Below are 24,058 nucleotides of genomic sequence, written 5' to 3'. Positions count from 1 at the left end.
CGTAGCCGTGACACACCCGTGGGCAGCAACTGAACGCCGTGGCGCCAGCCTGATCTCCGCCGTGGTCGCGCTGGGGCTCACGGTCGTCTGCCTGACGCTGGTGGTCCATGCCGCCGTGCAGGGGCAGCGCTTCGCCGCGGCTCAAGCCTGCCGGGCCGAGGCCTTCGCGATGTGCCAGGGGCGGCTGGAGGCCCTGCAGGCGGGCGGCTATGCGGCACTACCGGCCCCGGGGACATACCCCGTCGCCCTCACCGCGCCTGCCGGGGCGTCGGGCGAGATGCTCGTCGCCGCCGGCCCCGTGCCGGGCGCGAAGACCGTGACGGTTCGTGTGTTCTGGCCCGCTGCCGGGGACGGCCCGGCGGGGCAGACGGAGCTGAGCCGCGTCATGACCGCAAGGGGGCCGGCGCGATGAGGCGTGGCACCTCGCTCATCGAGTTGCTGGTGTCGCTGGCGGTGCTGGCGACGCTGGGAACCGTCACCTTGCGCCTGATGTTCGCCGGGGACCGCGCGCTGCAGACGCAGGCGGAGCGGGCGACGGCGACCGGCGCGGCCTTGCGCCTGCTGCATGTGGCCGCCGATGACGTGCGCGCGGCGGCCTCGCTCAGCGCCGGGGTTCCGCTGATCGTGCAGCGCCCCGAGGGGCGCGTGACCTACAGCCGGACAGCCGACGGCACCTGCCGCCGGGCCGGCGACGACATCGAGGAGTTCCCCGGCGTCACGCTCAGCCTCACCGGCGGCGACCGCCTCTGCACCATCACCGTGCGGGGCAAGTCGCAGACGCTGACGACGGTCGTGTGCCGGCGGAGGTGGGGCTCATGATCCCTCGCCTCCGCTCGCGGCGCGGCGCCGTGGCGCTCACCTTCGCCCTCTCGGTGCTGCTGGTAGTGTTCCTGATGGTCATGACATACATGATGACCCTGAGCCTCGCCGGGGCGCAGACGGAGCGCGCCGTGGTCGGCACGCAGGCCCTGTACGCGGCCGAGGCCGGGGTGGCCGTGCTGCTGCAGACGGGGCAGGCGGGGCCGGTGCGGGGGGCGCTGCCCCGTGGCGTCTATGCCGCGCAGCGGGTCGGCGGTCGCCTGGTGGCGATGGGGCAAGCGGAACGGGCGCTGGGGACGCCGCTGCGGCGGGTGGTGACGGTCAACCTGCGGGGCGGGGATTGGCGCGAGGAACCGCCGGCGCGCTGGCCGCAACTGGCCGCGCTGCTGGACAGGGAGGCTGGCAAGCGATGAACCGCCGGGGCTTCACTTTCATCGAGCTGGTCACGGTCTGGGCGATCATCTGCATCCTGGCCGCCATCCTCTTCCCCGTCTTCGCCAAGGCCCGGGAGAAGGGACGGCAGGCCTCCTGCCTGACCAACCTCATCAACATCGGCGTGGCGCTGCGGCTGTATGCCGCCGACAACTGGGGGCACCTGCCGCCGACCGACAACGACCTTACGCCCCTGCTGGACCCGCGCTACCTGGGCGAGCCCGCCTGCCTCACCTGCCCGACCCTCCGCGATGACGAGATCCTGCGCTACCCGCCGCAACTGCCCGAGCAGCTCGTCAGTGCCCGCCCCGGCTATGACTACGTCTACCGGAGCGGCCTGTCCGATGACGACGCGCCGAACCAGGGGATCGCGGCCGATCGCTTGCGGGATGTGCACAACGAGGGCGGCAACGTCCTGTTCCTCGACGGCCACGGCAAGTGGATGAAGGACAGCATGTTCGAGCAGGCGACCGAGCCGGGGCCACCCGGCGTGTCGTACGGATACAGCGGCAGGCCTGTCCCCGGCCTGCTGGAGCTGGGCAAGCTGCAGGAGAAGCTGTCGGGGCGCGGGTACCTCACGCCGCAGAACGCGCCGGACGAAGGCGATGGGGGACGGATATGACCCGCCGCGGCTTCACGAAGGTTGAGCTGCTTGTGGTCATCGGGATGATCGCGGTCCTGGCGGCGATACTCTTCCCCGTGTTTGCGAAGGCCCGCGAGAAGGCCCGGCGCGGCTCGTGCCTGAACAACCTGTGGCAGATGGGGCAGGCCCTGCGCCTGTACGCCCTCGACCGCGACGGCCGCTACCCGCCGACCGCGGACGACCTGTCGCCGCTATACCCGCGCTACTTGGGCACCGAGAAGGTCTTCATGTGCCCGAGCAGTTCGTACACCGCCGTCCCGATGGGCGCCCCGGCAAACCCGAAGCTGGGGCTGGCGGGGCCCGGCGATGGGTGGCCGGGCGGACCAGGCGGACCAGGCGGACCGGCGGGCCCCTCGGGACCAGGCGGGCCGCCGCCGCCGCCGCCACCGGCGCCGCCGCAGAGCCTCGCGCCCGGCCCCCCGACCATCGTGTTCACGCAGGGCGGCCCGCCGCCGGGAAGCGCAGGCCCCGCCGCGCTCGATGAGGCCCTGCGGACCTCCTACTACTACCGCGCCGGGCGCGCGCACAACGAGACGCCGCGCGCGGCGCTGTGCTCCGATCAGTCCTGCCTGCACAACGACCGCGCGAATGTGCTCTATAGCGACGGCAGCCTCAAGTCGCTGATCGAGGGGCCGTGGCGGGCGGAGGGCTTCGTGCCGCTGGACGAGATCCGGCAGCAGCGCGCCGCTGCCGCAGGGGCTTGCGGCCCGCCGGGGCCGGGGGGTGGCGGCGAATGACGCGGCAACTGCGCGGTGGTTTCACCGTCGGTGAGTTGTTCCTGGCGATGAGCATCATTCTCATCGGCGGGGGCCTCGTCCTGGCCAACTGCCAGCGGGGCTACCGCGCCGCCCGCGCCGCCTCGTGCACCAGCAATGTGCAGCAACTGGCGCTGTGCCTGCGGATGTACTGCACCGACTGGGATCGCCCGCCGCCGGACGCGCGCGACTTCGGGGCGCTGATGCCCTACGCCCGGAACACGCAGATTCTCGTCTGCCCGGCCCAGCGCGAGCCGGCCGGGAGAGTCAGCGTGGCCTTCCCGAACCTGCCGGCCGACACGCGGGCTGACTACCTGCTCAACCCGTGGGCGCGGCTGGATGACCCGCCGGGGACGATACTCGTGGGGGATGACCAGGCGGCCCGCCACATGGGGCGCTACTGGATCGGCGCGCGGCTCGACGGCGCGTGCTTCGTGTGGCCCGCCCGGGACTGGGATGACAAGCTGGGAGGAGTGAGCAACGATGGCCCGCCGCCCGACCCGCCAGGGCTTTACCCTGATTGAGCTGCTGGTCGTGATCGCCATCATCGCCATCATGTCGGCGATGCTGATGCCGTCGCTCAGCTCGGTGACGGACCGCTCGCGGGTGACCGAGTGCCGTGCCAATCTCAGCCACCTGGCGCTGGCGCTGCAGGCATACCATGCCGACACCGGCCAGTACCCGCCACGCCTGGAGTGCCTGCTGCCGGGCGGATACGTGACGGACCCGGACATGGTGCGCTGCACCCACACCGGCGCCACGTACTTTTACGCGCCCCCGACGGGCGCCGACATGCGGCAGATCGTGGTCGCCTGCACGGCCCCCGCGACCCCGGTCGGCCAGCGCCCGCACGGCCAGCGCACGAGCCTGGTGGTGCTGGAGCGCGGCGGCCGCGTGCGGGAGGTCGGGCGGTGAGGTGCGGGGGTAACAGCGAACGGCGTCCTCACCCCTACCCCTCTCCCTCGCTTCACTCCGGAGAGGGGAAGTCGGATGGCGCTCTGTGGCTGCGAAGGCACGAAATGGTCGCACAGCTCCCCTCTCCGGAGCGGAACGAAGTGGAGCGAGGGAGAGGGGTAGGGGTGAGGAGAAAGTCAGTGCCGTTCAACCGTGCGCGCAGCGCACATGTCGTTCCCCAGGGGGGAGTTCACACACCATGTCGGCACCCACTACCGGTCGCCCCCTCGAGCAGATCAAGTTCGCCCGCGAACAGCGCCATAGCGCCTCGAAGGCTGAGCGCATCCTGTGGCAGGCCCTGCGGAACGGACAGCTCGGTGTGCGCTTCCGTCGCCAGCATCCGTGCGACCGGTTCGTGCTGGACTTCTACTGCGTCTCGGCGCAACTTGCCGTCGAGGTGGACGGCCCGCTACACGATGAACAGGTGCGGTACGACCGCTGGCGCGATGGGCAGTTGCGGGAGCTGGGCATACGTGTGATGAGGTTCCAGAGCGAGGCGGTGGAGTGGGATGTTGTGTTGGTGGTGGATGAGATCCGGAGGGTGTTGGGGGGAGCGGCTGGAAGGCTAACGGCGTCCTCACCCCAACCCCTCACCCGCGCGCGGTACGGCTGCGCGCCGGAGAGGGGAACCGTCCGACCACTCCGTGCCTTCGCAGCCACAAAGCGCCACCCGACGTCCCCTCTCCGGAGCGCAGCGAGGGAGAGGGGTAGGGGTGAGGACGCCGTTGCCGTTGCCGCCTCCCGCCCCCAATTGCACCCCCGCGACGCTTCGGGTACACTAGTCCCGCCGGCCCCCCGGCCATTCGCGGAAGGACCTTCGGTGAACCATGCGTCTGCTGCTGCTTGCCCTCCTCGTGCTCCCCTCGCTGACGTGCGCGGCCCAGCATCCGCTGCTGCCGGTGCAGCTCAAGCCCGGCCAGGCCTCGGGCCTCCGTGCGGCGGTGGCCCCGCTGCTGGCGCTGCCCGAGGCCGACATGCTCAAGCTCGTGCCCGAGCAGTCCGGTCTGTTCTTCGTGAGCTGCCCGAACTGCGCGCGGGGGATGCAGGAGACCCAGCTCACCCGCTGGGACCTCCAGCATCCTGACGTGGTCAAGTGCGCATACTGCGGCGAGGAGGTCCCGTCGGCCAAGTACCCGATGGACAAGGTGCAGGAGGTGAAGACCCCTGGCGGGTCCGTAGCGCGCTACCCGTACTACGAGGGGCGGCCCGCCTGGTGGAAGGAGCAGGAGCCGTACCGGTACTACTTCCAGGCGCGTGTGGACTACCACAAGATCCGCTGCACCGAGCGCGCCGCCGTTGACTTCGCGCGCCTGTACTGGCTGACCAAAGACGCCGCGGCCGGCCGGCGCGCCGCGCTGCTGCTCGCCCGCTTCGCCCAGGTCTTCCCCGCGTACTGCTACCACTTCGACTACCCGTTTCGGCAGAAGGTCATCAAGGAGGGGAGCATCACCCCCGAGGGCTTCAGCCCGGCCTTCCGCGTGGCGCGGTGGACCTGGTGGGCCTACATGGACATCTCGACCTCGCTGCTCGAGGCGTATGACCTGATCGCCGCCAGCGGGGAGCTGGAGAAGCTGTCGGCCGAGGCGGGGCGCGACGTGCCGGCTGAGGTCCGCGCCATGCTCACGTCCATGACTGAGCAGGCGCTGGGCAACAAGGACGATCTGACGAACATGAGCCCCGGCATGTGGGCAGATGTCATCCAGGCGGGCCGGGTGCTGGAGCGGCCTGAGTGGGTGCATGAGGCGATCGGCCGCCTGCGTGCCATGACCCGCAGCCAGTTCTTCTACGACGGGGCCTGGATGGAGGGCACGCCGTCGTATCACTCGCAGGTCGTCGGCGCCCTCAGGGCCGTCTACGCCGCCGCCTCAGGCTACAGCGACCCGCCTGGATACAAGCACCCCAGGACCGGGGAGCGCCTCGATCAGTTGGACCTCGAGCAGGCCCTGCCGGAGACGGCGCGCGTGCGCGATGCCCTGCTGCGCCTGCGGCTGCCCACCGGCCGGTACGCGCCGGTCCACGACACCTGGTGGACTAACGGCGGCCAGGCGCTGACGGCGTCCCGGCCGGACCTGCTGCCCGGCCTCGGCCACGGGATCCTCGGCAGCGGCGAGGGCGGCAACCAGGTGCAGGCCCACCTGACCTGGTCGCCCGGCTACGGCCACATCCATCTCGACGGCCTCAGCCTGCTGCTGTTCGCGCGCGGCCAGGAGCTGCTGTCCGACCTCGGCTACACGCACACCAAGTGGCGCGAGTACACCGTGCTCTCCCCGTCCCACAACCTCGTCGTCGTGGACGGCGCCAACCAGAAGGCCGACCATATGACCCTCGGGCATCTGCGGTACTTCACCGCCGGGCCCGAGGTGCAGGCCGTGTCGGTAGACAACCCGCAGGTCTACCCCGGCGTCACACAGGTCTACCGCCGGACGGTGGCGCTGGTGCGGCTCTCCCCCACCGACAGCTACCTGGTGGATTGCTTCGAGGTGGAGGGCGGGAAGCAGCATGACTACTTCCTGCACGGGAGCGCCGATGACGCCCAGACGCTGACCGCCCCCGGCCTCACCGGCACGCCGTTGCCCACGCTGCTGCCCGCGGGCCTCAAGTTCAGCCCGGGCACCAACGAGCAGTCCACGGACTCGTCGGCCTACCATGCCTACGGCTACCTGCGCGACCTGCAGTCCTTCGTCCCGACCGCCGGGGTGACGCCCCTGGACTACTCCCCGGTTGGCTCCGGCGCCGGGCTGCAGGCGTTCCTGGTCACCCAGCCGGGCGACCAGCTCGTCCTCGGCCGCGATCCGGCCATCCGCAAGGCGGGCAGCGATGACAGCAAGCTGGAGAGCACGTGGCGACAGTTCGCGCTGCTGAGGCGCACGGGCGGCAAGTCCCTCTTCGCCGCCGTGGTCGCCCCATACGGCCAGGCCAAGGCGATCCAGCAGGTGCGCGTCGTGGATGTGCCGGGCGCGCGCCTCGCGCTCGAAGTGCAAACCGACACGCGCACCGACCTCATCCTCGTCGGGGCTGAGCAGCAACCGGGAAGCTGGCAGGGGAAGCCCCTCAGCGCCCATTGCGACCTCGCCGTCCTGGGCGTGCAGGAGGGCAAGCCGCAGGCGGCCACGGTCATCGGCGGGTGGCTGATGTGGGGTGATCTCGACCTGAAGATGGAGCCCGCGACGATGTCCGCGGCGCTGATGGCCATGACCCACGGTGCGGAGCCGTCCCTCACCGTCGCCGGGAAGTTCCCGGCCGCCGCAGGGGCGGTTGTCACCCTGGATCACGCGGGGCAGTACACGAGCGCCTACACGGTCAAGCAGGCCGTGTTCGACGGCGTGGACACGAAGCTGCTTGTCGCCGAGGACCCCGGCTGCGACTGGACGCCCGCGACGAAGACCAGCACCTGGTTCACCGCCCCGCTGCAGAGCTTCCGGGGCGACCACATGGTGAAGCTCATCGGCGCGGCGCACCTGCAACGCCAGTAGCGGCGCGATCCATCGCGCCCGTGCCGGATCGTGGGGGGGAGGGCGCGATGGACCGCGCCGCTACTGCTCCCGTCACTCCACCCACACCAGCGCGAAGGTGCTGGGCCGGAGGCGTAGGGACAGCTTCCCCTGCTCCAGCTTCACCGGCTGGTCGGTCAGCGCATTGTGCGCCCGGCCCTGCAGGCCCATCGCCTTCAGGTCCAGTGCCACCTGCGCCTGGACGACCTTGGGCTCCAGGTTCCCCACCACGATCAGCGCCCGCTTCCCTCGGAGCAGATACAGGCTGGCCTTGACCTGCTCGGAGACCGGCCGCACGAGCTTGCCGGCCTCATAGTACGGGATCCACTTCGCCTCGCGGTACCCGAAGCGGTCGTAGGTCAGCCACAGGTTCGCGGTCTTGCGGGAGGCGTCGTTGCGATCCTGCCACCCCTGCGGCCATACCGACACTCCGTGCAGCAGGCACCAGGTCATGTGCAGTGGCTCGTAGATGTGCGCATCGCCGCCCAGCAGGACGCTCCAGAAGCCCCACTGCTTGCCCGTCCAGCGCACGCGGAAGCGAGTGAGGTTCTCGTATTGCTCGTGCTCGCCGCTGTACATGACATCGGTGAAGGACATGGTGGGGATGAGCGTGTTGAAGGACATGTGATTGACGAGGTAGCCGTCAGCATGCCGCGCGTGAATGAGCTTGTAGACGCGTTTGAGCATCTCGCGGGTAGCGAACACCGGGAAGGTCGCGTGCACTTGCCCTTGCTCATCGGTCCAGCCGCAGCCATGGTGGGTGTTGCGGCAGGCGTAGGCCTGGGCGGCGCCGTCGGTGTAGAGGCTGGTGAAGCCGACGTCATTCAGCAGCCACTGGCTGCCGGCCACGATGTAGTCGGCCCAGCCGCTGTGGGCGCAGACATCCCAGAAGTAGTGCCCCTTCGGCGGCTCCGACGGCTGCGTGGACATCGGCCGGCGGCTCCACTCATAGCCGAACTGCGCGCTCTCCCTGGAGGGCGAGCCGACGGCGGGGTAGATCGCGTACGTCGAGGGGCGCAGGCCGAGCGCTGTGTCTTCCCGCACGGTCTCGCGCAGGTTCGGGATCTCAGGCTCGGTCATCAGCGGGGCAGGCCAGCCGTACTTCTCCCCGCCCTCCTCCAGCCACCACCAGTGCAGGCTGGCATTGAAGCCCCAGCGTTTGACGGCCTCGGCGCGGGGCATCGGGTCCAGCATCGTCAGGTTCAGTCCCTGCCCGAACTTGCCGGGGACGAACCTGCAGTTCAGGCTCGGCACGCCGCCAAGTTCGTCCGACCGGCCGGAGATCACCGTCGCCTGCGTCTCGGCGTCCTCGCCGTCGGGGTGGAAGTTGCACTCGAAGTGATCCAGCAGCAGCGTGTCAGCGTCTTTGGCGAACGCCGCGGTCGGCACCGCGTAGTCGCCCGTGTAGCGCACCGTCCGCGAGACGCGGAACTCATCCACGATCACCTTCGTGTAGCCGCGCCAGTCGCGGGGGCAGCCGAGCATGAGCCGGAACTTGGCCGGGCTCTCGTCCAGGTCCGGCGGCAGCGTCGTGTCCAGCGTCGCCGCCAGCTTGCCGTCGACAAAGAGCCGTATCTTGTCGCTCCAGGTGACGGCCACATGGGCGAACTTGCCGGGGGCCAGTTGCAGGCCGTTGACGGCAGCGGAGAGCTGCTTGCCGCCGCTGTTGACCAGCATCGCCAACTGCTGCTCGGGGCCGGGCAGGTAGTAGACCTGCATGTCGCCCTTGGCTCCGACGACGGCCATGACCTGCCGCCACGAACCGTTCATGTCGGCGGACGGCGCGAACCAGCACTCCATCGTCCCCTGCTTGAGGTCCATGTTGCCGGTCGCCGGGTAGCGGCACCATTCCTGGCACTGGGTCTTCCCCTCGCCCTCACCGAACCGCACCCAGAAGGGGTCGCCGGCATGTGCGTCCTTGACCGGTGTAGCCATCAGCGCGAAGGTGATCGTCACCGGCTGGGTCAGCTTCAGCGGCTGGCGGAGGATGTTGCAGCGCAGGAGCGTCGTGCCGCCTCGGGGCAGCACCTCCACCATCTGGTCGTCGTGCGGCCGCCACCACTCGTCGCTCTCGGCGATCCACGCCAACCCCAGGTCATCATTCCCTACCCACACCTGCGGCATGAAGGCGCTCTTCCAGCCCTCCGGCGGCGTCGTCAGTGCCGGCGACGTGTGGCCCGTGGACGGGCACAGGAAGGCGGCGTACTGGCTCTTGACCGGGATCTCCAGCGTGAGCGCGGAAACCTCGGCGACGCCGTCGGGGGTGAGCGTCAGGTCGCAGCGCTGCAGGCCGTCGAACTCCGTGGTGGTGGTGAGTTCAGCCCGCACGCGCCCCAGCGCACCGGAGGCATGACGCTCGGAGGCGTCGTCCGGGTGTGCCGCGTCCACGGCCCGCAGGCGCGCCAGATCCGCGCTCCGGCCGTCGCTGGTGGCCTGCAACGTCACCGGGCCGGTCAGCATCTCCTGCCCCTGGTTGATGATCTGCAGCGGTAGCGAGCCCTCCCCGACGCGGTAGACGCGGCCCAGCACCTTGATGCCCTCGCGGTCCACGCGCACGGGTGTCCATGGCAACGGCACGGTGTGGTCCAGCGCGATGGTGTTGTGCCACCAGGCGGGCCTGGCGAACTGCTCGAACTCGGCCTCGGCGCTGCCGAGGACCTTGCCATCGGGCGCGACGGCCTCGGACTTGACGACATACTTGCCGGGGGCGAGGTCCGCGATCGGGAGGCTCGCGGCACCCAGCCCGGCGGCGAACCGGTCGGTGCTGCACTCCGCGACGACCCTGTCGCCCTGCATCAGCCGCGACCTGGCGACCAGCCCCCGGGGGGCATTGGCCAGGCCGCTCACGTTGGCGGTGATCCACAGCTTCCCCTCATACGGGTAGCCCTCGACGGACACGTCATAGGCCTTCTTGACGCGGAAGGGCAGGCGCTGAAAGACCATCGGCCCGGCGGCGGTGGTCGCCCGGATGATGAGGTTGTAGCCGCCGGTCACCAGCGGCGGGGCCTTCAGGGTCACGGCCCGGTAGTCGGCCAGGCGGTTCTCCTGCTCGGCCAGCACCTTGCCGTTCGGCCCCAGCAGCGTGCCCTTCACGATGACCAGCGGGTCGAACAGGAAGCCCGTAAGGGCTACCCCGGCCTCGACCTTGCCCATCGCCAGGTCGCCCAGCGGCCCGACGCGGAGGGCGCGGTCGGAGGCGCTGAAGATCAGCTCCCCGTAGTTCTCGACGGTATGGAAGTTGCCCGCGGCATAGGCCCAGGAGGAGTAGTTGCTCACGCTCTCGCTGTCGCGGCAGAAGTTGACGCGCCAGCGCTCACCCTCGCGCGGTGCGGCTCGCCCGCCCAGTTGCGGGAACGGGATCCTGCACTCCACCTGCCAGCGATCATCCTGCCGACTGGTGCGGAAGGTGCAGTCCGGGTTGTAGGCCAGGTCGGCCTTCGTCTGCCGCGTCGGGTCTATCGTCGAGTCGTACACTGTGCCGATGGCGTTGCAGACGAACTGGTAGTAGGGGAAGGCCTCGGGGTTCGGCCGGCAGATGAAGTCCACGGCATCTTCCATATACACGCCCGAGTCGTGGTCCTTCAGCCGCGCGACCAGGTCGCGGCGCTGTGGGTTGAGGCAGTCGTAGGCCAGGTAGAGGGCCTGGTCGTCCCAGCCGGCGTAGACGATGGTCTGGTCGTCGGCGAGGGTCGCCTCATTGAGGCGGATGAAGCCGGTGGTGCGCGCCGCGCCGGCCCACTCAGCCTCCTCGATCTGGCCGTCTACCGTCGGGGCCTTGATGCGGCACACGGTCATGGTCGGGTAGTCGGTGATCTGCTCCCCACCCGGCCCCAGCACGCGCAGCTCGTCGAGCTTGAACTCGCTGTGCACGCCGCTCATGCCGATCTGGCTGCCGAAGGCCAGGCGCACCTCGTCGGGGCTGACATCCACCGGGCCGAACAGGCCAAACCACTCAGCCTGGAACACCCGTTTCTCGTCCAGCCACATCTCCAGTTGCCGGCCCCAGCGCACCTGCACGTGGTGCCACTCGTCCTGCTTCCAGTCGCCCGGGGCGCCGCCGTACTGGATCAGTTGCCGCTGCCGGTCCCACACGCCCAGGCAGGTCTGGCCCAGGGTCGAGTAGACCAGCACCTGCGACCCGCCCGGCCCCGCGATGGTGGCGAAGAGCTGGTTGCTCAGCACCCCCGGGTTCTTCTTCACCTCGGCGGCATCGAAGTTCAGCGCCACCCAGAACTCCAGCACCCCGGCGCTGAGGTTGAGGTTCGGCCCGGCGGGGTAGTCCATCTTGGCCAGGCCGTGGAATTCGAGGGCCCGCCCGAACCTGGCGTCGGGGGCGACGGTGCTGGGGATGAACTTGAGGCCTGCCATGGGCCGCCCGCCCGTCAGGCCAGCCACGGCCTTGCCCACCTCGGGCCTGGTCATCAGCTTGCCGTCGGGGGTGAAGGTCTCGTCGAAGTGGTCCAGGAGAAGCGTGCGACTGTCGGGCGTGTAGGGTTGGGCGAAAGCGGCCAGCGCCAGCAGTCCGAGGAGTGAACAAGCGGTGAGGTGGCGCATCGACAGAGACCTCCGTCAGGGATGGGAGGTCCATTCCCTTCCGGAGAAGCGACGGCCTGCGTCGTGGGGCTCTCAGGTTGCGTCCAGGGCCTGCATGCGGCGCAGTTCCGCTTCGTCATAGCGCCGCCGCACGACAGTGCGCAACGGCATGAAGATCAGGGCGGCCAGGCTACCCGCGAGGATCAGCACCGCGCTCACGCCCGGCCACACGACAGTCGCAACCAGTCCGCCGGCAAGAGTGGTCAGTCCGCAGATGATGCCCGCCCACAGCAGGCCCATCACCAGCCGCCGGTGACGTCCCGTGGCGGACAGCACCCCGACGGCCGCCCCGAGCAGACCTAGGAGCGAGCCCAGCAGGCCGCCGACAAGGCCGCCGACCCGTCCCGGCCCCCGCCGACCTGACTGTGCCAGCGGGTCTTCACCGGGTCCGTACTGCACCAGCTGTAGCGGACCCAGCTCAACGGTCCCGCGACTGGGCAGCACGACGTGGAGGGTGATCATCGTCGGAAACGTGGTCGCGTTGATCAGATGGAACGGTAGGACGAACGAGCGCCATTCGGACGTGCCGTGCAACTGTGCCATCGGCCCCTTCGCGGCCAGGGTGCGCGTGAAGTACCGCCCGCCGTCCGGAAGGTGGCTCCACATCTCCAGATAGGCGCCCCCCTGGACATTCAGAGCACGCGCCTGCCCGGTGATGGCGTACGTGGCCTGGCCAACGCCTGGCTTGTTCAGCGTGAGCAGCTTGATGTCTAGCGGCTCCGTTGCCATGTTGGTGACGCGAGCGCGGGTGCCATTGGTCTCGGGCATAGGGGGGAGAACCTCGAAGTCCGGGTGCCGCTCCGTCGCCCAGTCGATCTCTCGGACTACCTCCGCCGCCCGCGCCAGGGCCCCGCCACAGAGTAGGACCATGGCCGTCGCAAGAAGCCACTTGCTCATCTCTCATCGGCCTCCTGGTGCGCCGCCAGCAGCGTCTTGAGCGTCTGCAGATCTAGCTTACCATCGGCGTACAGCGCCCGCGCCGTCAACTCGAACTCGGTCATCTCCTGCTGGCTGTCCACGACCTTGATCTTCTCGATCAGCCGGTCCAGCCGCAGCCGCACCGTCGGGTATGAGATGCCGTAGGCCTGGGCCAGCGCCTTCAGCGAACCGGAGGCGAGAATGAAGCGCTTGATGAATGCGATGTTCTCGTCACTCAGGTGATCCAGCCAAGTACTGGTGCGGCGCATCTGGTCCATGGACCCACTCATATATGTTTAGCTTCGCTTGTATTATATGCATAATAAAACGCAAGTCAATCTCCATTTGATTGAACAAGCTCCCGGCCCCCCTCAGGGAGGTTTGGCGACGCCTGGCGCGAACAGTCTCCTGCTGTCTGCCGCAGCCTCACTCGGCAACTCAGAACGGCACGGTGGTGATTGCGCTCATGGCTTCGGAGGCCTCGATTCGCATCGGCTCGCGACTGGAGCTCTTCGTTGAGGATACGCTGATCGAGCGACTGGGCGGCGAGGCGCGGCTGCAACTGCACCAGCCCGTCCGCCGCGAGATCGTCTTCCAGACCGACGCCCCGTGGGAGGGCAATGCCTGCGGCTACCCCTCCGTCGTCCAGGACGGCCTGACAATCCGCCTGTACTACCATGGCCTGCACTACCGTCACAGCGGCCCGCCGGCCCAGGCCCGCGCCGACCATGAGGCGGTGATGTGCTACGCCGAGAGCACTGACGGCCTGCACTTCACCCGGCCTGAGCTGGGCGCGTGCGAGTGGGACGGCTCGACGGCGAACAACATCGTGCTGACGCGGGCGCAGGTCGCCGAGATCGGCGGCGACCCGGCACACACGTCCACCGTCCTGGACACCAACCCCGCCTGCCCGGCCGCTGAGCGCTACAAGACGATCATCGTCGGGCGGGGCGGGCTGTACTGCCTGGTCTCCCCCGACGGCATCCACTGGTCGGTGCTGCACCCCGAGCCGATGGTCACCCACGGCGCGTTCGATAGCCAGAACCTCGCCTTCTGGGACCCGGTGCGCGGCGAGTACCGCGAGTACCACCGGGGCTTCCGCGAGGCCGACGCCAGCATCTATGGGCAGTTCAACGGCGTGCGCGATATCCTGACGGCCGTCTCGCCCGACCTGCGCAGCTTCCCCGAACCGCAGTGGCTCTCATATCCCGGTGCTACGCCCGAGCACCTGTACGTCAACCAGGTCACTCCCTACTACCGCGCCCCGCACCTGTTCGTCGGCTTCCCGATGCGCTACACCGAGGGCGACTGGCGGGACACGGTGTTCGACCTGCCCGGCGTGGAGGAGCGCATGGCCCGGGCCAAGGCGCACCCGCGCTATGGTACCGCTGTGACCGACTGCGTCTTCATGGCCAGCCGCGACGGTCTCACCTTCAAGCGCTGGCCCGAGGCCTTCATCCGCCCCGGCCCCCAGCAGGTCGGCAGTTGGGTCTACGGCGACAACATGATCGCCTGGGGCATGGTGCAGACGCCCTCGGCCGTGGAGTACGCCCCGCCTGAGCTATCGTTCTATGGCGTGGACCATTACTGGGAGGGCACGGCCGTGGCCTTCCGCCGCTTCACGCTGCGTCTGGATGGCTTCGTGTCGGTGGCTGCTCCGCAGGCGGGCGGTGAAGTCGTCACGCCGCCGCTCGTGTTTGAGGGCGGCAACCTGTCCCTGAACCTGGAGACCTCGGGCGCCGGCGGGGTGCAAGTGGAGATCCAGGATGCGGCGGGCAACGCCCTGCCCGGCTATACGCTGGATGACTGCCCGGCGATCCGCGGCGATACAGTCCAGCACGTCGTGCGCTGGACCGGCGCGGGAGGCGACGTGCGGCCCCTGGCCGGCCGGCCTGTGCGTCTGCGCTTCGTGCTGCGCGATGCTGACCTGTACTCGTTCCAGTTCGTGCCCTACGCGCCCGAGCCGCAGCGCCCGGAGATACCGCAGCCGACGCCAGCCTAACAGTAGCCCTCTCCCGTCGTGAGCCCAGGTGCGCGGGCGGCTTCGCCCGCGCACCGCGTGACAACCTACCGTGAGAACAGTCTGAGTCCATGCACACACCCGAGCCGCCCGTACCGGCTGCCGAGCCCGAACTGCAGCCCATCTCGCGCAAGACGCTAGCCCTGGCTCTGCTCATCACCGTCGTCGGGTTGGTGTTCTACACCCGCAGCATGCTCAACGGCCTGGGCGCCGGCATCCCCCTGGCGCTGGCGGTGCTGGGTGTGTTGGTGGCGCTGGAGCCGCTGCTCAAGCGCACCCTCCGCCTCTCCCACGCCGACATCATCGTCATCTACTGCTTCGTGCTGGTGGCCTCGCACAGCTACCAGCTCGTGGATCGGTTCCTGCCGTGCTACACGGCGCCCCAGTACTTTGCCACGCCTGAGGACAACCTGGAGATGCTGGCGGACCGCACGATCCCCTCGTGGTTCGTGCCCAGGGACCGGGAGGTGATCCGCCAGTACTTCGAGGGCGCCGACGGGCCGGTCTCGCTGAAGCCGTGGCTGCTGCCTCTGGGGCTCTGGACGCTCTTCTTCATGACGATGTGGGGGACGCTGTACTGCCTCACGGCGCTGTTACGACGGCACTGGGTCGAGCACGAGCACCTGGCCTTCCCGATGGTCACGGTGCCGCTGTACATCGCCGCGGCGGGAACGGGCCGTCTGCGGCCGAAGCAGTCCATCTGGACCGAGCCCCTGATGTGGGTGGGCTTTGGGCTGGCCTTCGTGCACTTCCTGTCCATCATGATGCATGCCAGCAACCCCTCGATCCCGACGCTGGGCACCCACTACGATGTCGGCAAGCTCTTCACCGAGAAGCCCCTGGACGCGCTGCGGTCGCTCTTCCTGTTCATCTACAACCCGCAACTGGCCGGGCTGGCGTACTTCGCACCGCAGGACCTGTGCTTCTCGATGTGGTTCTTCTTCGTCTTCTGGTTCAAGCCCATCGCCTTGTTCTACCGCGTCGCCGGCTACACGCAGCCCTCGGGTTTCCCGTTCTACTGGGAGCAAAGTGCAGGGGCGTTCGCGGCCATCGCCATCTTCTATGTGTGGGCCGGGCGGGGCTACCTGCACCGGGTCGTGAGCGCGGCGTGGCAGGGGACGTGGCTGCCGGGCGAGCCCCGCGAGCGCGTGTGGGCCGATCCGCTCAGCTACCGCCTGGCGGCCCTGGGGGTCATCTGCGGCTTCTGCGCCCTGTGCCTGTGGTATGTGCTCGCGGGCATGAGCGCGTGGGTCATCGGCATCTTCTTCTTCCTGATCCTGCTCTTCGCGGTGATCTTCACCCGCGGGCGCGCCGAGACCGGCGTCGCCTCGACGGCCTCGTATCCCTTCTGGCAGGCCAGCCGGCAGCTCAAGTCCTTCCTGGGCTCCGCCCCGTTGATGGCGGGGGGCAGCTACAGCAACCTGGCGATGCTCGGCAGCCTCATCTACGTGCACTTCGGCGACTACCCCGAGGGCATGACGTACCAGATCGAGAGCCTCAGGCTGGGCGAGGAGTCGCGCATCAAGACCTCCCACATGACGGCCCTGGTGATGGGCGCCATGCTCGTGGGGCTGATCGTCCACTTCTACATGTTCCTGACCATGGCGTACGAATGGGGCAGCAACACGCTCTCAGGCGGCACGACCGCCGGGGGCTACGGCGTCAGCATCGCCCGCCAGGAGTGGATGGAGGTCAGCCGCATCGCCGATGGCAACGCGCTGAAGCCCGACTGGAACCGCAACGGCTTCACCCTGGCGGCTTTCGGGATGACGCTCCTGCTGGTGCTGATCCGCACGCGCTTCCCGCGCTCACCGTTCCACCCGCTGGGTTTTGTCATGACGATGTCGTACGGCTATGCCTACTGGGGCTCGTACCTGACGATCTGGCTGTTCAAGGCGATCGTGCTGCGCCTGGGCGGGGTGCGCCTCTACCACCGCCTCGCCCCGGTATTCGTGGGGCTGGTGATGGGCCAGATCTTCGCGCTCAGCCTCGTCTGGCCGCTCTGGGCCCTGTTCTCACCCGACGAATGGAAGGTCCGGGCCGACCCGCTGATCTACTTCTAGGGTCGCGCGCGACAGGCCTCAGGGAAGTGACTTTGCGAACCCTCTTCCTCCTCACAGGACTGATAGCCATGTCCGGCGTTGTCTCCGCCGCCCCCCGCCTGGCGCTCATCGGTGCGCCGCCGGGCCACGCCTTCGCGTCCGCCGCCGGCGAGCTTGGCCTCAGCCTGCAGGCCGCCGACGCCCCGGCCCCGGCTGACTATGGCGCCCTCCTCGTGTGTGCGGCCGCGTACCCCCAGGTTCAGCCCCTGCCGCCTGCGACGCAACAGACCCTGGAGGCCTTTCTCGCCGCCGGCAGAGCGGTGTACGTCGAGTACACTCCGCTGCCCGGGCTGGTGGGGGACAAGCCGCAGACGGCGATCTTCGAGCGCCTCGTGGCGCCCGGCGACGCCCTGCGCGGAGTGCCGGAGCTGGCCGTCCTCGAAGAGCACGCCTCCCGCTTCCTGCCCCTGGTCGGCGAAGCGCCGCAGGCGCGCGTCCTGCTCACCTACGCCAAGGTCGCTGGGATGGACCGCGCCGTCTTCGGCCTGCCGGACGAGACTGCCGCTGCCCTCGTGGAGCTGCCGCGCGGGCCGGGCCGCCTGCTCCTGTCGGCCACGGCGCTGAGCCACTGGCAGACGGGCCGCTATAGGCCCACGAGGCTATGGGCGGCACTGACGCGCGAGGTGCTGCTGGCCTTGTTGCCGGCAGACCAGGCCGCGGCGGCGCGCCGGCGCTTCGTGGACCTGGGGGTCTGGACGGAGCCCCGCGACTGGGCGGCGGTCGGTGAGCCCGTGCGGCTGTGCGTGCGCGCCCCGGCCGGCCACGCGGTCACGGCCTCCGGCCCCGGCGGCGCCCTCACGCTACACGACGAGGCCGGCCTCCTCGTCTCCGCGCCCCTGAAGCTGAGCCCCGGCCGGCACGACTTCCGCGTGAGCGCCGGCCCGGCCGAACGGACCGTCCGAGTCACGCTTTCACCCCGACCCGACCGCTACCGCGAGACGCTGCAGCGCAACTTGCGCTGGTTCCGCCAGGCGCCGATGCTCGTGGCGCCGGACGGCTCCCAGGGTGTGCGCGAGGGGCTGACCTCGACCCTCGGCCCCGGCGGCAAGCCGACCGTCGGCTCGGGCCTGCGCGTGGATTGTGTGAGCGAGTGCGGGCTGCTGTTCTTCCTGTACGGCCAGGTCGCGCAGGATGCCGACTGGCGCGAGTGTGGCCGGCGCATGCTCGAGTACACCGCGCGCGCCTTCTCGGTCACCTCGAAGGACTGCTGGTATTTCGGTCACTGGCAGTCGCGCGGCGAGTTCCGCGACGATGGCAGCACCGTCTATGTCTTCAACGACGACTCGGGCGCGGGCACCCTCTTCTCGCTGCTGGGCTATGTGGCGACGGGCGACCGCCGGCAACTGCAGGCGGGCCTGCGCGGGGTCGAGTTCTTCTGCCACGTGGCTTCCGACAAGTCGGGGCTGCCTGGCTACATGTCGCACCGCGACTACGAGGGGTCCGGGCACACGGGGACGCCCTGGCCGAAGCTGCGCGCCCAGGAGATCAAGCACGCCGCCCCGCACGTGATGAACCTGCCGCTGGCCAGCCTGCTCGTCGCCTACCGCCTCACCGGCGAGGCGCGCTATCTGCAGATCGCCGAGCGCGGCTGTCGCACGCTGATGACCGACTACCCCGACTGGCACATCGTCACCAGCCGCACCTGCGAGCACGGGCGCATGTTGCTCCCGCTGGCGCTGCTGTATGGCACGACACGTTCGCCCGAGCATCGCGCGTGGCTCGACACCGTCGTGGACTACCTTGTGGGCCGGCAGGCCCCCTGCGGCGCCATGCAGGAATGGGACGGCTACAACCCCTCCACCAACGCCGCCTTCGGCACCGCCGAGAACAGTGTGTTCCAGCAGAACGGCGACCCGATCAGCGACCAGCTATACGGCACCGGCTTCGCGCTGCTGCACCTGGGCCTGGCGGCGCAGATCACCGGCGATCCGCGGATCAGGCAGACCTATCGCCGCCTGGGTGACTACCTCGCCCGCATCCAACTTGCGGACACTGACCCGCTCTATGACGGCACGTGGCTGCGGGCCTTCGACTACGGGCGCTGGGAGTACTTCGGCAGCAGCGCCGACATCGGCTGGGGGCCCTACTGCGCCGAGACGGGCTGGTCGTGCGGTCCGCTGGGGCTGGGGCTGCTCATGGAGCTGCAGCCGAAACTGCTCAGCCTGCCGGCGCAGCCCGACCCCACGCTCAAGCCGCTGGCTGAGGCCGCGCGGGCCGAGGCCGACGCGGTGGAAGCCGCTCTGTCGGCGCCGCCGTCGGCTGTCGCGGGCCTGCGGGCTGAGCCGAGCCGGGCGCCGTACGCGCTGCTGCGTTGGGACGTGCCCGAGGCGGGCGTCCTCATCCACCGCGTCCATCGCGCCACCGAACCCGGCTTCACGCCGGGCCCGGGCAACCTCATCGGCACGACCCACACCGGACAGTGGCTCGACCTGCAACTGCCGATGGACAATGACCTGTACTACCGCGTGGTTGCGGCCAACGGCCTGGGCCAGACCGGCCCGGCCAGTGACCCCGTGCAGGTCCGCACCGGCGGTGCCTCGAAGGCTCGCGGCTGCAAGTACACGAAGTCGCCCCAGCCTCACCCGTCCTTCACGGACCCGGGGGACAGCGTCTCGACCGATGGCGTGTACGCCGGACCCTACCGCGACCGCAAGTCGTACGGCTACCGTCTGGCGCAGGTCGACGCGGAGATCGCCGTCGTCGTGACAGTGGACCTCGGGCGGCCCCAGGAGATCGCCTGGGCCCTGCACCACAACTGCGGCGCGCCGGGCTATCGGCCCGATGTGATGGCCGTGTCGGTCAGCACCGACGGCGAGACGTGGCGCGAGGTCGGGCGCACGGCCGACGCGGTGAACGACTCGATGATCGTGGCGTTCGCCGGCACGACGGCACGCTGGGTGCGGTTCGGCTTCACCAAGCGGCGCACCGCCGCCACCGACGACTGGCTGTTTCTCGACGAGCTGGAAGTCTACTGAGGAGTGACCCACCATGGACCGGGAAGTCCGCTGGGAGCGCATGTTCCCTGACCAACTGGAAGCCGCGTTCGCCGAGCGCCCGCTCGTCTACTTCACGTACGGCCTGTGCGAGCCGCACGGCCCGCATGACACGCTGGGGCTCGACGGCCTCAAGGCCCACGGCATCGCGTGCGCCGCGGCCCGGCGGCATGGTGGCATCGTCGCCCCCCTGGACATGTGGCACGTCCACGAGCTGAGCGGCTACGCGGTCTGGTCACGCAACTGCGTGGGTGAGGTGCAGCGGACGTGGCTCACCAGCCTCCCGCCCTGGCAGCACTTCAAGAACGTCTGCTACCACGTTCGCACCGCCGACTCGCATGGCTTCAAGGCCGCGCTCTTCGTCACCGGCCACTATGGCCCCAACTGGCAGGACCTCAAGACCATGCTGGAGCTGCTGCAGCCCCATGTCGGCACGCGCCTGTACGGCCTGCCGGACTTCGAGGCCAATGTCCCGGGCTTCGACAACAACAACCAGAGCGGCGGCGACCACGCGGGGAAGGTCGAAACGAGCCTGCTATGGGCACTCGAGCCGCAGTGCGTGGACCTGTCGCGCCTGCCCGCCGAGCCCGTGCCCTTCCCCAACTTCGCGACCGGGGCCAACGCCCGCGAGTCCAGCCGTCGCACCGGCGAGCGCATGGTGGAGGACGAGATCCGCTATCTGCACGCGAAAGCGGAGGAGCTGCTGGCCGCGTACGACCGCGTGCAGCCTGAGCACCGCCTGCGCACCTTCGACCGGGTCGAGCAGCTCTGGGACGAGGTCGTGCGCCCGGCGCTGAAGGACTTCCGCTCCATGCAGGACCTGTGGGATGGCCAGGAACCGGTGCCCGAAGACAGCGTCTGGCACGCCAACTGGCGCGTCCCCGACCGCGGGTGAGAGGAGGGTGGGATGGCGGGCGCAAGGTGGAGTCGCGGGGTGCCCCGCAGGGGCGGGGCCCCGCGACCGATTGGCGCCCGCCCTTCTCCGGCCGCGTCGCGTGTGTCGCCCCTCCGGGGCTCTTGGCGGAGGGGGAGGAGGGGCCCCGGTTGACGGGCGCTACCGCGCCCGCCTAGCATGAGCCGCGCCTCCGGCGCTGACGGCCTCCGTCCCACGGGGCGCCTCAACTTTCCTCGACGAGCGACCGCACCTCGCGTGCGAGGATGTCGTCAATCTCGGCCGTGAACGGCGCGGGGCGGTCGTGGAAGAACACCGAGCACAGCGCCTCATGCCCGCCCTCCGGCAGCATCGCCGCACGCGGGATGTACGCATCGGTGTATGAGCAGTAGCCCAGGAACACCGTCTGACCGGGCGGGAACAGGTCCTTGAGGGCCCGGCCCACCTCGGCCGTGACCTCGCCGGACATCCCCAGCAGTTGCAGCCCCTCGGCCAGTTGCCAGCGCGTCAGGTGCATGCGGAAGGCCTCCGGCAGCGTCCCGGCGCGCTGGTGCTCCAGCACCCACCGCGCCCACAGCCGCAGGATCATGCGGTTGGCCGGGCGGTACTCATCGGGCACGGGCCCATCGGCCGGGTCGGCCAGCTCCAGCAGTGCCTCGGTCGTGGGCACGCGCGCCATGTCGTACGGCAGGTCGAACTCCTTCTCCGTCGCGCGCAGTTGCAGGGCCAGCGGCTGCACCCGGTCCGAGGTCGCGAAGGCCGCGATGCCGTCCGCCACCTCGCGCCAGTAGGCCTCGTACTTGCCTTCGCCCCCGTAGTCGCGCACGCGGTTGGCCACACTGCCGGCCGCGCCCTGCGCGAACAGCGGGATCACATTCTCCCCCAGTGCGGCCTGCAGCCCCTGCGCCACCTGCCCCGGCCAGTCGGCGCTGATGTTCAGCGATGACTTCGAGGTCGCGTGGCAGCCGTACGAGTACAGCACGGCGCGCAGCTTGCCGTCGACATGGCAGGCGAACACGGGCAGATCGGGGTCGTAGTAGCCATCCGGGTTCACACCCATGCGCACCCGGCCGCTGCCGTCGTCGCATGGCAGGCGGCGGCTGCAGCCGAAGTCCGCCTGGTGAATGCCGAAGCGCAGTTCTGCCGGCTGCAGGTCAGCCAGCGCGGCGGCGATGCCGTCCCGCACCGCCTGCTCGAAGCGGCACACGTAGTCCACGTTCAGGCCCCACTGCGGGTAGCAGGTCTGCGGGAAGAGCCCCGGGGCGGCGTGGGTGTGGGAGAGGTTGATGATGAGCGCGGCGCTGGGAAGGCCCAGCGCGCGTTCGGCCCACAGCTTGGTGCGCCAGGTCAGATCGCGCGGTAGCTTCAGCAAGTCGCCGGTCACCAGGACGACGCGCTCGCCGGCCTCATCTTCCAGCGCCATGACACGCAGGAACAGCGGGTCGTCGGCGCCGGTGCTGGGCGTGTCGCGACCGGGGTAGCCGGCGAGGTAGACGCCCACCGGGGGCGTGACATCGAGTTGCGCGAAGCCTGCTCTCATCCTGTCCTCCTGTGCGGCGTGCCACGGGCGTGCAGAAGTGGAAAGGCCTCCCGTCGGGGGAGGCCTTTCGTCCTGCGCGGTGTCGGGACCTACTGGGAGGAGGCGTGGATCACGATCTTCGTCTTGCCCTCTTCGGAGGTGACCATGATTACCTTGCCGCTGTTCTCGCCGGTGCTGATGGTAATCATGAGGTTGTTGGGCATCTCGACCAGGGCATTGCCCTTGGCGTACTTGTCCTTGTAGAACTTGGCGACCTCGTCGAAGGAGGCCGTCGTGGTGAGACTGACGGCGCTGTACTGGGCGTTGTCCTTGCCGGTCGAGGTGGCGGCTGCGCTGGTCTCCACGGTGGCGCCGGGGTAGAAGTCAATCCCTACGTCCTTCTCGGAGACGTTGGTCGTGCCGACCTCGGTGGTGGTTGTGCCCTGGTCGGTCGTGACGGTGACCTTCCCGCCCTTCTCCCCGGTCTTGTCCGTCTCGATGGTCGCCTTCTCGCCCTTCTCGTTGGTAACGGTCATCTTGCCGTCCTGGGCATCCTGCGCCATCCGCGCCACCTCGGCGGCCTGCCGCACCTTCCCACACCCGCAGCCCGCCAGCGCCAGTAACCCCAGAACACATGCCACGGCCAGTATCACGTGTGCTGTTCGCATCATGTCCCTCCTGTCGTGTTCCGCAGTATCGTGTTCGCTGTTTGTCTAACGGTTACCTGCCGACCGCCCTGCGGCCTCGGCGACGACCGCCACCGCGCGCTTGATCTCACTCTCGTCGTTGTAGAAGTGCGGGGAGAAGCGCACCGAGCCGGCGCGCTCGGCACATCGCACGCCGCTGTCCCACAGGGCGCGCAGCAGGTCGGCCGTGGGCGCCTCCAGGTGCTGGAAGGTCACGATCCCCGAGCGCTCGTTGCCGGTGCGCGGGGAGGAGACGACGCAGCCGGTCTCGGCCAGTCGGGCGCACAGCAGGTCCGTCAGACCCAGGACTGCCGCCTCCACCTGCGCCGGCCCCGCCTCCAGGAGCAGGCCGGCCGAGGCCCCCAGAGCATGGATGCCGACGGTGTTGTGGCTCCCCTCCTCGAACCGCTGGGCGTTGGGCAGCGGCAAGAGCTGGTAGTCCAGGAAGTCCAGGGCATTCTGCACCCCCAGCCAGCCGATGTGGAAGGGCACCAGGTCATCGAGGATCTGCCGCCGCACATACAGCACCCCGCAGCCCTCGACTGACAGCAGCCACTTGTGCCCGTCGGCGGCCAGAAAGTCCACCGCGTAGCGCGACAGGTCAAGCTGTAGGGCGCCCAGGCCCTGGATGGCGTCAATGACGAGATAGCAGCCACGGTCGCGGCACAGTTGCGAGAGCTTGCCCAGGTCCGCCCGGAAGCCGTTGCTGAACTGCACCCAGCTCAGGGCCACGGCGCGGGTGCGGCGGTCCATGGTGGCGATGAGGTCGTCCATCACCAGCCGCCCGCCGCGCAGCCCCACGAAGCGTGTCTCGACTCCCTGCCGCTCGAGCGCCAGCCAGGGGTAGACATTGGCCGGGAACTCCACCGCCACGGTCACGACGTTGTCGCCGTCCTTCCAGGGGATGCTGCCGGCGGCGATCATCAACCCGCTGGTGGTGTTCTTGACGAAGGCGACCTCCTCGGGCGCGGCCCGCATCAGCTTCGCCACGTCGTGCCGGGCGCGGCTCACCCCCTCCCCCCAGGTGCTGAAGCTCTCAGGGCTCCCCCCGTGCGCAAGCTGCTGGTCCAGCACCTGCCGGGCGACCTCGACGGTCCGCCGGGGCAGCGGGCATACGCACGCGTGGTCCAGGAAGATGCGGTCGTCCCGGATCGGGAACTCGTCGCGGTACCGCTCAGCTAGTTCACTCATCGGCTGTCACCTGTCATGTCGCTCCAGTCGCGTGGGCGCGCATGTCCTCA

18 protein-coding genes and 1 pseudogene are annotated in these 24,058 nt (G+C 69.4%); 13 read left to right on the top strand and 6 right to left on the bottom strand.

Translation table 11 applies throughout. The features are described 5' to 3' along the window. Positions 1 to 7 precede the first annotated feature (7 nt). From LLH23_20895 to LLH23_20855, 9 genes and pseudogenes are all read left to right on the top strand, one after another. A complete protein-coding gene (locus LLH23_20895) occupies positions 8 to 412 on the top strand; it encodes a hypothetical protein (GenBank protein MCE5240928.1) in 405 nt (134 codons plus the stop codon). Further along, entirely contained in the window at positions 409 to 819 is a 411-nt protein-coding gene (locus LLH23_20890) for a prepilin-type N-terminal cleavage/methylation domain-containing protein (protein ID MCE5240927.1), read from the top strand. Before LLH23_20895 ends, LLH23_20890 begins: the two co-directional genes overlap by 4 nt. Beyond that, positions 816 to 1,232: a hypothetical protein gene (locus LLH23_20885; GenBank protein ID MCE5240926.1), complete on the top strand. Its 417-nt coding sequence runs from the start codon at positions 816 to 818 to the stop codon at positions 1,230 to 1,232. The genes LLH23_20890 and LLH23_20885 overlap by 4 nt, the downstream gene beginning before the upstream one ends. Then, on the top strand, positions 1,229 to 1,873 hold the full coding sequence (locus tag LLH23_20880) for a prepilin-type N-terminal cleavage/methylation domain-containing protein (GenBank protein ID MCE5240925.1): 645 nt from the start codon (positions 1,229 to 1,231) through the stop codon (positions 1,871 to 1,873). The genes LLH23_20885 and LLH23_20880 overlap by 4 nt, the downstream gene beginning before the upstream one ends. Next, entirely contained in the window at positions 1,870 to 2,631 is a 762-nt protein-coding gene (locus LLH23_20875; protein MCE5240924.1) for a type II secretion system GspH family protein, read from the top strand. The genes LLH23_20880 and LLH23_20875 overlap by 4 nt, the downstream gene beginning before the upstream one ends. Next, on the top strand, positions 2,628 to 3,173 hold the full coding sequence (locus tag LLH23_20870) for a hypothetical protein (protein ID MCE5240923.1): 546 nt from the start codon (positions 2,628 to 2,630) through the stop codon (positions 3,171 to 3,173). The genes LLH23_20875 and LLH23_20870 overlap by 4 nt, the downstream gene beginning before the upstream one ends. Then, complete coding sequence (locus LLH23_20865; protein MCE5240922.1) at positions 3,133 to 3,564, top strand: prepilin-type N-terminal cleavage/methylation domain-containing protein; 432 nt, start codon at positions 3,133 to 3,135, stop codon at positions 3,562 to 3,564. The genes LLH23_20870 and LLH23_20865 overlap by 41 nt, the downstream gene beginning before the upstream one ends. 238 nt (positions 3,565 to 3,802) lie before the next feature. Continuing rightward, a pseudogene (locus tag LLH23_20860) lies at positions 3,803 to 4,150 on the top strand (DUF559 domain-containing protein). Between the two features lie 280 nt (positions 4,151 to 4,430). Next, the gene (locus LLH23_20855) at positions 4,431 to 7,076 is read left to right on the top strand and encodes a heparinase II/III family protein (protein MCE5240921.1); all 2,646 of its coding nucleotides are present in this window, start codon (positions 4,431 to 4,433) and stop codon (positions 7,074 to 7,076) included. Between the two features lie 72 nt (positions 7,077 to 7,148). On the opposite strand, the gene LLH23_20850 is transcribed toward LLH23_20855, so the two are convergent. The 3 genes from LLH23_20850 to LLH23_20840 form a co-directional block, all read right to left on the bottom strand. Further along, positions 7,149 to 11,648: a DUF6067 family protein gene (locus tag LLH23_20850; protein MCE5240920.1), complete on the bottom strand. Its 4,500-nt coding sequence runs from the start codon at positions 11,646 to 11,648 to the stop codon at positions 7,149 to 7,151. A 72-nt stretch (positions 11,649 to 11,720) separates the two neighbouring features. Beyond that, the gene (locus LLH23_20845) at positions 11,721 to 12,455 is read right to left on the bottom strand and encodes a hypothetical protein (GenBank protein ID MCE5240919.1); all 735 of its coding nucleotides are present in this window, start codon (positions 12,453 to 12,455) and stop codon (positions 11,721 to 11,723) included. 125 nt (positions 12,456 to 12,580) lie between these two features. Further along, positions 12,581 to 12,883, bottom strand: a complete 303-nt coding sequence (locus LLH23_20840) for a DUF2089 domain-containing protein (protein ID MCE5240918.1) — start codon at positions 12,881 to 12,883, stop codon at positions 12,581 to 12,583. 188 nt (positions 12,884 to 13,071) lie between these two features. Between LLH23_20840 and LLH23_20835 the strand changes: the two genes are divergently transcribed. From LLH23_20835 to LLH23_20820, 4 genes are all read left to right on the top strand, one after another. After that, complete coding sequence (locus tag LLH23_20835) at positions 13,072 to 14,607, top strand: hypothetical protein (protein MCE5240917.1); 1,536 nt, start codon at positions 13,072 to 13,074, stop codon at positions 14,605 to 14,607. Between the two features lie 89 nt (positions 14,608 to 14,696). Further along, a complete protein-coding gene (locus tag LLH23_20830; GenBank protein ID MCE5240916.1) occupies positions 14,697 to 16,688 on the top strand; it encodes a hypothetical protein in 1,992 nt (663 codons plus the stop codon). Between the two features lie 68 nt (positions 16,689 to 16,756). After that, positions 16,757 to 19,702 (top strand): discoidin domain-containing protein, encoded by a 2,946-nt coding sequence (locus LLH23_20825; protein ID MCE5240915.1) that lies wholly within the window; start codon positions 16,757 to 16,759, stop codon positions 19,700 to 19,702. 13 nt (positions 19,703 to 19,715) lie between these two features. Continuing rightward, complete coding sequence (locus LLH23_20820) at positions 19,716 to 20,615, top strand: creatininase family protein (GenBank protein MCE5240914.1); 900 nt, start codon at positions 19,716 to 19,718, stop codon at positions 20,613 to 20,615. A 223-nt stretch (positions 20,616 to 20,838) separates the two neighbouring features. Here the strand turns inward: LLH23_20820 and LLH23_20815 are convergent, their stop codons facing one another. The 3 genes from LLH23_20815 to LLH23_20805 form a co-directional block, all read right to left on the bottom strand. Then, the gene (locus tag LLH23_20815) at positions 20,839 to 22,152 is read right to left on the bottom strand and encodes a hypothetical protein (protein MCE5240913.1); all 1,314 of its coding nucleotides are present in this window, start codon (positions 22,150 to 22,152) and stop codon (positions 20,839 to 20,841) included. A gap of 89 nt (positions 22,153 to 22,241) precedes the next feature. Then, positions 22,242 to 22,799 carry a hypothetical protein gene (locus tag LLH23_20810; protein MCE5240912.1) on the bottom strand — a complete coding sequence of 186 codons (558 nt, stop codon included), beginning with the start codon at positions 22,797 to 22,799 and terminating at the stop codon, positions 22,242 to 22,244. Between the two features lie 45 nt (positions 22,800 to 22,844). Next, positions 22,845 to 24,008, bottom strand: coding sequence for an aminotransferase class V-fold PLP-dependent enzyme (locus tag LLH23_20805; protein MCE5240911.1), 1,164 nt, complete (start codon positions 24,006 to 24,008; stop codon positions 22,845 to 22,847). Positions 24,009 to 24,058: the final 50 nt, after the last annotated feature.

This window comes from bacterium (assembly GCA_021372615.1).
Classification (GTDB): domain Bacteria; phylum Armatimonadota; class Zipacnadia; order Zipacnadales; family UBA11051; genus JAJFUB01.
This window is presented reverse-complemented; position numbering and strand designations above follow the sequence as displayed.

What these genes read in the sequence shown, in the direction of transcription:
- LLH23_20850 (MCE5240920.1), bottom strand. Translation starts at nt 11,648, where the DNA reads ATGCGCCACCTCACCGCTTGTTCACTCCTCGGACTGCTGGCGCTGGCC.
- LLH23_20810 (MCE5240912.1), bottom strand. Translation starts at nt 22,799, where the DNA reads ATGCGAACAGCACACGTGATACTGGCCGTGGCATGTGTTCTGGGGTTA.
- LLH23_20865 (MCE5240922.1), top strand. Translation starts at nt 3,133, where the DNA reads ATGGCCCGCCGCCCGACCCGCCAGGGCTTTACCCTGATTGAGCTGCTG.
- LLH23_20875 (MCE5240924.1), top strand. Translation starts at nt 1,870, where the DNA reads ATGACCCGCCGCGGCTTCACGAAGGTTGAGCTGCTTGTGGTCATCGGG.
- LLH23_20885 (MCE5240926.1), top strand. Translation starts at nt 816, where the DNA reads ATGATCCCTCGCCTCCGCTCGCGGCGCGGCGCCGTGGCGCTCACCTTC.
- LLH23_20805 (MCE5240911.1), bottom strand. Translation starts at nt 24,008, where the DNA reads ATGAGTGAACTAGCTGAGCGGTACCGCGACGAGTTCCCGATCCGGGAC.
- LLH23_20890 (MCE5240927.1), top strand. Translation starts at nt 409, where the DNA reads ATGAGGCGTGGCACCTCGCTCATCGAGTTGCTGGTGTCGCTGGCGGTG.
- LLH23_20825 (MCE5240915.1), top strand. Translation starts at nt 16,757, where the DNA reads ATGTCCGGCGTTGTCTCCGCCGCCCCCCGCCTGGCGCTCATCGGTGCG.
- LLH23_20830 (MCE5240916.1), top strand. Translation starts at nt 14,697, where the DNA reads ATGCACACACCCGAGCCGCCCGTACCGGCTGCCGAGCCCGAACTGCAG.
- LLH23_20820 (MCE5240914.1), top strand. Translation starts at nt 19,716, where the DNA reads ATGGACCGGGAAGTCCGCTGGGAGCGCATGTTCCCTGACCAACTGGAA.
- LLH23_20855 (MCE5240921.1), top strand. Translation starts at nt 4,431, where the DNA reads ATGCGTCTGCTGCTGCTTGCCCTCCTCGTGCTCCCCTCGCTGACGTGC.
- LLH23_20835 (MCE5240917.1), top strand. Translation starts at nt 13,072, where the DNA reads ATGGCTTCGGAGGCCTCGATTCGCATCGGCTCGCGACTGGAGCTCTTC.
- LLH23_20840 (MCE5240918.1), bottom strand. Translation starts at nt 12,883, where the DNA reads ATGGACCAGATGCGCCGCACCAGTACTTGGCTGGATCACCTGAGTGAC.
- LLH23_20845 (MCE5240919.1), bottom strand. Translation starts at nt 12,455, where the DNA reads ATGCCCGAGACCAATGGCACCCGCGCTCGCGTCACCAACATGGCAACG.
- LLH23_20880 (MCE5240925.1), top strand. Translation starts at nt 1,229, where the DNA reads ATGAACCGCCGGGGCTTCACTTTCATCGAGCTGGTCACGGTCTGGGCG.
- LLH23_20870 (MCE5240923.1), top strand. Translation starts at nt 2,628, where the DNA reads ATGACGCGGCAACTGCGCGGTGGTTTCACCGTCGGTGAGTTGTTCCTG.
- LLH23_20815 (MCE5240913.1), bottom strand. Translation starts at nt 22,152, where the DNA reads ATGAGAGCAGGCTTCGCGCAACTCGATGTCACGCCCCCGGTGGGCGTC.